The organism is Ruegeria sp. HKCCA5763 (assembly GCF_013034545.1).
In the GTDB taxonomy this organism is placed as follows: Bacteria; Pseudomonadota; Alphaproteobacteria; order Rhodobacterales; family Rhodobacteraceae; genus Ruegeria.
Window position 1 is genome coordinate 1 of the sequence record NZ_WQGF01000030.1, and the last position, 8,054, is coordinate 8,054.

General features: G+C 53.7%; 8 protein-coding genes and 1 pseudogene. 6 read left to right on the plus strand and 3 right to left on the minus strand.

The annotated features are described in order from the left end of the window. Positions 1-350: 350 nt before the first annotated feature. The 5 genes from GOV89_RS22525 to GOV89_RS22545 are packed head-to-tail and all read left to right on the plus strand — an operon-like array spanning position 351 to position 5,750. Entirely contained in the window at positions 351-815 is a 465-nt protein-coding gene (locus GOV89_RS22525) for an NUDIX hydrolase (RefSeq protein WP_170375214.1), read from the plus strand. Between the two features lie 58 nt (positions 816-873). Beyond that, positions 874-1,899, plus strand: a complete 1,026-nt coding sequence (locus GOV89_RS22530) for an ABC transporter substrate-binding protein (RefSeq protein ID WP_170353301.1) — start codon at positions 874-876, stop codon at positions 1,897-1,899. Then, complete coding sequence (locus GOV89_RS22535; protein WP_171239143.1) at positions 1,900-4,116, plus strand: iron ABC transporter permease; 2,217 nt, start codon at positions 1,900-1,902, stop codon at positions 4,114-4,116. Further along, positions 4,113-5,183, plus strand: a complete 1,071-nt coding sequence (locus tag GOV89_RS22540) for an ABC transporter ATP-binding protein (RefSeq protein ID WP_171239144.1) — start codon at positions 4,113-4,115, stop codon at positions 5,181-5,183. Before GOV89_RS22535 ends, GOV89_RS22540 begins: the two co-directional genes overlap by 4 nt. Beyond that, positions 5,184-5,750 (plus strand): histidine phosphatase family protein, encoded by a 567-nt coding sequence (locus GOV89_RS22545; RefSeq protein WP_170375217.1) that lies wholly within the window; start codon positions 5,184-5,186, stop codon positions 5,748-5,750. It abuts the gene before it with no gap. A gap of 3 nt (positions 5,751-5,753) precedes the next feature. Here the strand turns inward: GOV89_RS22545 and GOV89_RS22550 are convergent, their stop codons facing one another. From GOV89_RS22550 to GOV89_RS22560, 3 genes and pseudogenes are all read right to left on the minus strand, one after another. Next, positions 5,754-6,545, minus strand: coding sequence for an inositol monophosphatase family protein (locus GOV89_RS22550; protein WP_171239145.1), 792 nt, complete (start codon positions 6,543-6,545; stop codon positions 5,754-5,756). 475 nt (positions 6,546-7,020) lie between these two features. Next, positions 7,021-7,356 (minus strand): DnaJ family domain-containing protein, encoded by a 336-nt coding sequence (locus GOV89_RS22555; protein WP_171239146.1) that lies wholly within the window; start codon positions 7,354-7,356, stop codon positions 7,021-7,023. Between the two features lie 188 nt (positions 7,357-7,544). Continuing rightward, a pseudogene (locus GOV89_RS22560) lies at positions 7,545-7,700 on the minus strand (two-component system response regulator); the annotation flags it as partial. 71 nt (positions 7,701-7,771) lie between these two features. On the opposite strand from GOV89_RS22560, the gene GOV89_RS22565 reads away from it, so the two are divergent. Next, positions 7,772-8,054, plus strand: a 283-nt coding sequence (locus tag GOV89_RS22565; RefSeq protein WP_171239147.1) for a DUF2652 domain-containing protein, incomplete at its 3' end; no start/stop codon positions are given.

Here is an 8,054-nt window from a genome sequence, read left to right on the forward strand (position 1 = left end):
TGATCCTCCTAAGCCAATCAAACGCTCGTGTTCCAAATCATTCGATGACGGACACCCGGCTCTGGTTCTTTTCAGACATTTTGCCGCGCGTTTTTGTTTTGGACATCCGACGACCCGACTAGGCTTCGAAAGCTACTTTTGTGGGCTTTCGGTCATATTGCAATATTTTTTGTTGCATAACCCTCGGAAGGTTGTGAGAATTCGAGCGAACACAAGTATTTCAAAGCGCAAAGCAAAGATGCACAGGCTGATCAAATTCAGAATACGAGCCAAGGCAAAGCGTTAACCGGCCAACCTGCCAATCAGACAGCTTCCTTTTGGTTCTTGATCGTGTGGCATTGAGGGGCGGCATGGGCGACAGCGAGACGGCAGATCAGATTGCGGCGCTTCCGATGCGCTGGGATAAGAGTGGCAAGTTGCGCGTTCTTATGGTCACTTCGCGGGATACCGGCCGGTGGGTTATCCCAAAAGGATGGCTAATAGAGGGCAAAAAACCATGGCATGCCGCAGAAATAGAAGCTCAAGAAGAAGCAGGCGCAGTCGGCACCATATCGAAACGGCCAATCGGTCATTTTTTCTATGATAAACGATGCGAGGGGCGAAGCAGCGTTCGCTGCCGCGTTACCCTTTATCCTCTGGTCGTCGAAAAGTTGAAGCGACGCTGGAAGGAAGAAGGTGAACGAACGCGTCATTGGTTCTCACCGGCAAAGGCCGCAAAGCTGGTTCAAGAAAGAGACCTGTCAGAATTGCTGGATAATCTAACAGACGATCCAGAACTCAAAACTGTCATAAAGAAACTTCGAAAGGCTGCATGAGGAAGGGCATGAAAGAACCGGGAAACCCGGACGCATTACGCTCATAGGGAGGAAAAATATGAGGAAATTGACATCCACTGCGGTTGGATCGGTGATTGCCCTGGCTGCGTCACTGTCGGCGGCACAGGCCGATAAATTGACCTTCTATTGTTCGGCACAGGAAGACTGGTGCCAACTCATGGCGCGAAGCTTTGAAGATGCGACTGGCATCGACGTCAACATGACCCGGAAGTCGTCAGGTGAAACCTTTGCACAAATCCGCGCCGAAAGCTCGAACCCGAAAGGGGACGTTTGGTGGGGCGGTACCGGTGATCCGCATTTGCAGGCTGCCGAAGAGGGCCTGACGATGGAATACATTTCGCCAATGCGTGACCAACTTCATGATTGGGCGATATCCCAGGCAGAAAGCGCGGGTAACAAGACGATTGGCATCTATTCAGGCGCACTCGGCTATGGCTACAACGCCGATCTTGTCGCTGCCAATAACCTGCCCGAACCTGCCTGCTGGAAAGACCTGCTGAAGCCCGAATACAAGGGCCACGTTCAGATGGCGAACCCGAACTCATCAGGTACGGCCTATACCACGCTAGCGTCGATGGTGCAGATCTTCGGCGAAGATGAAGGCTTTGAGTTCATGAAAGGTCTGCATTCGAACATCAACCAATATACCAAGTCTGGCTCTGCGCCCATCAAAGCCGCTGGTCGCGGTGAGAACACCATCGGTATCGTCTTTATGCATGACGCTGTGAAGCAGGCCGTTTCAGGATTCCCGATTAAGGTCGTCGCACCGTGCGAGGGCACAGGATACGAAATTGGCTCGATGTCGATTATTGAAGGAGCCCGCAACGAAGAAGAAGCGAAAAAGTTCTATGACTGGGCGCTGTCACCCGAAGCCCAGAACCTTGCTCTTCAGGTCAACGCGTTTCAAGTGCCATCGAATAAAGGCGCAGAAACTTCGGATAGCGCGCCTGACATGAGTCAGATCAAGCTGATTGACTATGACTTCAAAAAGTATGGTTCCTCAGACGAACGGAAGCGTCTGTTGCAGAAATGGGACGAAGAGGTTTCGACTCTGCCGCAGTAAATGACTGACCGGACTTCAAAAACGACCCATCCGGTCCTGATCTTCTGGATCGCGGCCGGGTGGGTCGGATTCTGCCTGTTGCCTTGGTATATGGTCGACGGTGGCCTTTGGTCGTTCGAGTGGCTTTTGGACGGCTACCCATTCGATGAGGATTTTGCCCCTGCGGCGTTTCTGATTGGGCAGGGTGAAAAATTTTGGCTCGCTCCGCTCCTGATCGCACTCGTCCTGCCGCTATTGGTGTTGAAGCGCCCCAAATCTGATCCACTTTACGCCAGAATACTGATCCTGTCAGGGGCGCTTGGCTTCGGCTGGCTGATCGCTCAGGGGTTCAGCATTGGCATCAGAGGCTTCAACTTCCATTGGTTGGAGGCGATGTTTGGCGAACTTGGCGACCGTCAGTTTGGAATGGGCTATGGCGCAATGATATGTGCCTCAAGCTTTCTGTTCCTGCTTACACAGGGGATCGCGGCAAGAGGTGCCATTAACGGCGACGTCTTCGTCGTCAGCGCCATCGGCGGCGTGATTACAATTGTCACAGCCTTCGTCTTTTTCCCCATCGCCAAGATGCTTTTCGCTGCCTTCGTCACCGAAGATGGCGCCTATTCTATCGCGGTATTCTTCTCGAAGTTTTTCGATGATCGACTGTGGGGGCTGGGGTGTTTTCAGGGAGCGCGTTGTGGCGCCGCCTGGAATTCACTGTTCCTTGCCATCCTCGTTGGTGTCATCACCACGGTCCTGGGGCTTTGCTTTGCACTGGTCGTGACGCGCTCAGGTTTTCGCCATAAACGCGCGCTGCGGGCTCTGACCGTTCTGCCAATAATCACCCCGCCATTCGTGATCGGCCTGGCGCTGATCTTGCTTTTTGGCCTTTCTGGGTCGGTCACCCGGTTCATTGCCGAACTTCTCGGCACCCAGCCGACACGCTGGCTGTACGGAATGCCAGGCATCCTGATCGCACAGACACTCGCGTTCACGCCAATTGCGTTTCTTGTTCTGATAGGTGTGGTTGAAGGCGTCTCTCCGTCGATGGAAGAAGCGGCTCAAACGCTCCGTGCCAGCAGATGGCAGACATTCAAGACGGTTTCCTTGCCCCTGATGCGGCCCGGGCTTGCAAACGCATTTCTTCTGGGCTTCATCGAAAGCATGGCCGATTTTGGCAACCCACTTGTATTGGGCGGCAATTTCGACGTGCTTTCGACCGAAATATTCTTTGCCATCGTTGGCGCTCAATACGATCAAGGCAGGGCCGCAGTTCTGGCCATGGTGCTGCTGTTCTTTACTCTTTCCGCCTTTTATGCGCAGCGTGTCTGGCTGGGGAAGAAAAGCTACACAACCGTCACCGGCAAAGGGGATGCCGGCGTTCATCCTCTGATGCCAATTGGTCTTTCAGTTCCGGTACTACTCATCGCTCTGGGCTGGGCGCTGTTCACAATTGTTGTTTATGCGATGATCATTTACGGAAGTGTCGTCGAGTTGTGGGGTGTCGATAACTCGCTAACTATCAAACACTATGTCACCGCATTCTCCGTACGTTTCGAAGAAGATAGCATTCGCTGGACCGGAGCCGCTTGGGACAGTTTCTGGACCACCATAACGATCGCGGCCATTGCTGCCCCATTGACTGCCGCCGTAGGTCTGGTGACCGCTTATCTGCTGACCAGGCAAAGTTTTGCAGGCAAGAACGCTTTCGAATTTGGAACAATGTTGTCCTTTGCTATCCCCGGAACAGTGATAGGCGTCAGCTACATCCTAGCCTTCAACGTTCCGCCAATTGAAATCACGGGTACTGGTGTCATTCTCGTTGTCAGCTTTATCTTCCGAAATATGCCGGTTGGCGTTCGTGCGGGGATCGCGAGCATGTCGCAGCTTGACCGCAGCCTTGATGAATCCTCGCTGACCCTTGGTGCAAACTCGTGGCAGACGTTCCGAAACGTCATCCTGCCGCTATTGCGCCCTGCGATACTTGCTGCGCTTGTTTACAGTTTTGTCCGTGCCATGACGGCGATCTCGGCTGTCATCTTTTTGGTCAGCGCAGAATATGACATGGCGACCAGCTACATTATCGGTCGGGTCGAGAATAACGACTATGGCCTTGCGATCGCCTATTCGACGACGCTGATCTTTGTGATGCTCGCGGCGGTCGGTTTACTGCAACTACTCGTTGGCCGGGTCCAGATTGGTCGACGCACGCAACACGGAACGGAGGCATCGCGATGACCGACGCCAAAATCGGTTCCAAGGCCGCCCCGGTGCGCTTTGAGAACGTGTCGAAAGTATTCGGTAAAGACGTCGTCGCCGTCGACAACATCAACCTGCATGTCGATGCAGGAAAACTCGTCACACTGCTTGGTCCGTCAGGCTGTGGGAAAACAACGACTTTGCGCATGATAGCCGGGTTGGAAATGGCAAGCTCGGGCAAGATCCTAATTGGTGATCGGGATGTGACCAAATTGCCTGCCACCGACCGCGACGTATCCATGGTTTTCCAGTCATACGCGCTTTTCCCTCACATGAGCGTGCTGGAAAACGTGATGTATGGCCTCACATTCTCAGGCTTTGCAAAGGATGAAGCCCGCGCCCGCGCTATGTATGGATTGGAACTGGTCGGTCTTCAGGGGTTCGACAATCGTCTTCCCTCGGAACTTTCAGGGGGCCAACAACAACGTGTTGCCGTCGCCCGCGCGCTGGTTCTTGAGCCGCAGGTTCTGCTGTTCGACGAGCCGCTGTCCAATCTCGATGCCAAGCTTCGCCGTCAGGTGCGAGAGGATATTCGGGCAATCCAGCAAGATCTTGGTTTGACAGTTGTTTACGTGACCCACGATCAGGAGGAGGCACTGGCAGTCTCGGATGAGATTGTCGTCATGCGCAACGCAGCGATCGCCCAAATGGGCACACCACGCCAGCTTTACGATGCCCCGAACGATCGTTTTGTCGCCGATTTCATAGGTGAGGCAAACCTATTGGATTGCCAAATCGTCGATATCAATGGCGACGTGGCAACGATAGAAATAGAAGGCTACCGCCACACGCTGCCACGTCGCGGTTTGTCCGAAGGAAACGCAACCATTGCAGTGCGACCCTCGCGTCTGGTTATCGGCTCAGACCAAGGCATAGCAGCCAAGGTGGCGAAGGCGACCTATGTTGGCGTTCGAATGGAATATACGCTGATCGGTGCATTCGGTCAGGTTTTTGCCGTACACGATGACGTCGATGCGCCGCTTGATCCCGGCGCCGAAATCAGAATGGGTTTTGCTGACAAAGGGCCCGTTCTTTTGCCGGATTAAATGCCGAAACTCATTATCATCACACACCCCGAGGTCTCTATCGATCCTGCCGTCCCGATAACTGAGTGGGGCTTGAATGCTGTGGGCCGTAAGCGCGCTACTGAATTTGCATCCAGTGGAATCTTGTCCAACGTCACTCAGATATGGACCAGCGACGAGCGGAAGGCCCGCGAAACAGGCGAGATTCTTGCTGCACCACGAAAGCTATCCGTGAAATGCAATTTGGATCTTGGTGAGAATGACCGCAGCGCAACCGGTTACTTGCCGCTGAAAGATTTCGAAGCCGCGGCAGATGCTTTCTTTGCTCAGCCGGAAAGTAGCTATCGCGGTTGGGAACCAGCGATCGAAGCACAGATACGCATTCTTCGGACAGTCACTAAGATTATCCGGTCGCATAATGCCGGGGATCTTGCAATTGTAACGCACGGAGCAGTGGGCACACTGCTTTGGTGCGCACTCTCGAATTGTTCGATAGACCGCAAGCACGACCAACCCTCACAAGGCCATTTCTGGCAGGCAGATTTAGCTACGCTCAAGCCTGATTCATGTTGGGTCTCTTTGACGTAGGAGCTAAGCGTTCCAAGCGTTCTCTGCGATCTCACGCAACGTCTCGAACACATCTGGTGTCCCCACGATCACGCGCCCGCCGTCTCGGATCATCTCATCGGCGTCCTGATCCTCGACAACGCCACCCGCTTCCGAGACCAGCAATTGCCCAGCAAGACAATCCCATGCATTCATGTGCTCCTCCACGTAACCCAAAAGGCGCCCGGCAGCGACGTAAGCCAATGAAAGCGCTCCGCTGGCGTTTCTGTGAAACATCGCCCCGTGCTCGATCAGATCCTCGATAACAGGTAAGACATGATGGCTCTCAATCCGGTTCGAGTATCCCACAGCCACTGTTCCATCTTGCAACGGCACTCCTAACGCGACGCTTATCGGTGATCCGTTAAGTGTCGCAGTTTCTCCGCGAGTTGCGACAAAAGTTTCATCCACGTTTGGATCGTGGATCACACCAATTTCCGTTTGGCTCTCAGTGACACCAGCCAGAACAATAGTCCATGCAGGAATACCGTTCACGAAATTCGTGGTCCCATCAATAGGATCAATAACCCAGTCAAAGCCACTCTCTCCCGCTACCGCGCCATGCTCTTCACCGTATACGCCATCTTTGGGCCACGCCTCCGCGATTCTTTGACGAATGAAAGTCTCGACGTTCTTGTCCGCCTCGCTCACCCAGTCCTGAGCGCCTTTTTGATCAACAATAAGATTGACCCGATCTGCAAAGAACTTTTTGGCAAGTAGCCCAGCGTCCTCGCAGACTTCGGTGGCAAAGTCTCTGCGTTCTGAAAGTCGAGACATAGGTGCTCCGTTTTCGGTTGGAGAGTTGCTCAGCAGCATTGTAGGCCAAGCGAAGACTAGACAACCAGATAGTCTTTTCGTTTGCTTCAGGTGCCAATATTGGCACCACAAACCTTGAGTTCCGAGTGTCTACGATCTGCTCCGCGATCAATCTCCCGATCAATAGTTCTCTAATTTCTGTTTGCATTCGATGTAGAGCCGACTTGCGGTAGCGCAGCCAAAATCCTGAAACACCCACACTTTGAATGTCAGCTTGCTTTCCGGCGCTCAAGTTGGTCTCTGCGCGCAACAAAGGTCGGCTCCCCATTCGAACCGCAGATCTGAAGTTTCCGCTTTGGGCTGAGACCAGTCATCAGAAAGCGATGAGTCTACGGCAACTTTGTCCGCGTAGCAGACATTCCCTGAATTTTGCCGAACGTCTGCTCTGAGCTCAGACCTACCGCATTCCTGAGGGGTCGTGGATGGCCGGTTCGGGCTATGGGCCCATGAATCGCCGCCGCGCTTCGACGGCCACGTTATACCGCTGTTGCAGGTCAGCGATTAGTGCCATCGCAACGCGTTTGGCATCGTCGCCCTTCGCCTCCTGATAGCTTTGCTTTGCCGCGCCCAGCAGTTTCTTAATTTTGAACTCTTCGGGGAGAGCGCCTGCCTCGGCCATTATGCGAGTGGCCACGGCGTTGGCCATGTCGGTAAATGCCTCACCGGATCGGTTTGGTAGCCGCTTGCCCTCACCTTCCAAACCGCTCAGTTGGCCTTCCGCAAGTGCCTTTTGAATTTGCCGCTCCACCAGGCGGTCAAGTGACTGGCTCATGATGCAATCCCGGTTTTTTGTTTTTTCACCCCCGCGAAAACTACAACGCCTTAAACCACGTTGCTAGTGTCATGGTGCAAGCATTCGGAACGGCCTTCGGTGAGGCGGCTTTTTTCCGCATTGCTGCCTTAAAGAATATCCTCTGAACAGAGTCCTGATTCAGATTGAACCCAATTCGCTGCCCATTTCTGAGGACTACGCTTCACCAAAATCCGCTGCAGCGTCCGGCGGTGCATGTTCAGGCGGCAGGCGGCCTCGGACACATTCCGGTCACACAGCTTGTAGACCCGCTGGATATGTTCCCAGCGCACGCGGTCCGCGCTCTTGGGGTTTTCCGGGGGCGGGGCAGACCCGCTTGTCCGGTACTGTGGCCGAAGTTACAGTCAAGGGAGGGAATGCAAATGGGAAAGCTCGGATGTCTGTTCAAACCGGTTACCTGCTAATCGCCGATATTACCGGATATACCGAATACCTGACCCGGTCAGAGCTGGAACACGCCAACCCAATCATCCGTTCTTTGCTTGAAGCAATTGTAAAGGAACTGAAGGACCCAATGAAGTTGCGTGGTCTAGAAGGTGATGCTGTTCTCGCTTATTCGAGTGGGCCGTTCCCTTCAGGTGAAACTTTCCTCAATATATGCGAAGGTGTTGTCACGTTAACTTCCGACCCACCAAGGAATGCTGATGCCCGGACTTCAA

Coding starts and splice junctions, on each gene's coding strand:
- GOV89_RS22525 (WP_170375214.1), top strand. CDS start 351: ATGGGCGACAGCGAGACGGCAGATCAGATTGCGGCGCTTCCGATGCGC.
- GOV89_RS22530 (WP_170353301.1), top strand. CDS start 874: ATGAGGAAATTGACATCCACTGCGGTTGGATCGGTGATTGCCCTGGCT.
- GOV89_RS22535 (WP_171239143.1), top strand. CDS start 1,900: ATGACTGACCGGACTTCAAAAACGACCCATCCGGTCCTGATCTTCTGG.
- GOV89_RS22540 (WP_171239144.1), top strand. CDS start 4,113: ATGACCGACGCCAAAATCGGTTCCAAGGCCGCCCCGGTGCGCTTTGAG.
- GOV89_RS22545 (WP_170375217.1), top strand. CDS start 5,184: ATGCCGAAACTCATTATCATCACACACCCCGAGGTCTCTATCGATCCT.
- GOV89_RS22550 (WP_171239145.1), bottom strand. CDS start 6,545: ATGTCTCGACTTTCAGAACGCAGAGACTTTGCCACCGAAGTCTGCGAG.
- GOV89_RS22555 (WP_171239146.1), bottom strand. CDS start 7,356: ATGAGCCAGTCACTTGACCGCCTGGTGGAGCGGCAAATTCAAAAGGCA.